The 400-nt window shown below is 55.0% G+C and carries 1 pseudogene; it reads left to right on the top strand.

Annotated elements, in window-relative coordinates:
* A pseudogene (locus tag D7W79_RS42960) lies at window positions 1-400 on the top strand (acetate--CoA ligase family protein); the annotation flags it as partial.

Here is a 400-nt window from a genome sequence, read left to right as displayed (position 1 = left end):
CTGGAAGAGCTCGGCGAGAAAGGCTGTAAAACCTGCATTATTCTTTCCGCCCCGGCATCGCAACACGAAGATCTCCGCGCCTGCGCCCTGCGCCATAACATGCGCCTGCTAGGACCAAACAGTCTGGGTTTACTGGCTCCCTGGCAAGGTCTAAATGCCAGCTTTTCACCTGTGCCGATTAAACGCGGCAAACTGGCGTTTATTTCGCAATCGGCTGCCGTCTCCAACACCATCCTCGACTGGGCGCAACAGCGTGAGATGGGCTTTTCCTACTTTATTGCGCTCGGCGACAGCCTGGATATCGACGTTGATGAATTGCTCGACTATCTGGCGCGCGACAGTAAAACCAGCGCCATCCTGCTCTATCTCGAACAGTTAAGCGACGCGCGACGCTTTGTTT

Origin of the sequence: Corallococcus exercitus (assembly GCF_003611585.1) — a bacterium.
GTDB classification, from domain to species: domain Bacteria; phylum Myxococcota; class Myxococcia; order Myxococcales; family Myxococcaceae; genus Corallococcus; species Corallococcus exercitus.
Note: the sequence above shows the minus strand (reverse complement) of the source record. Positions and strands in the feature narration are given on the sequence as shown.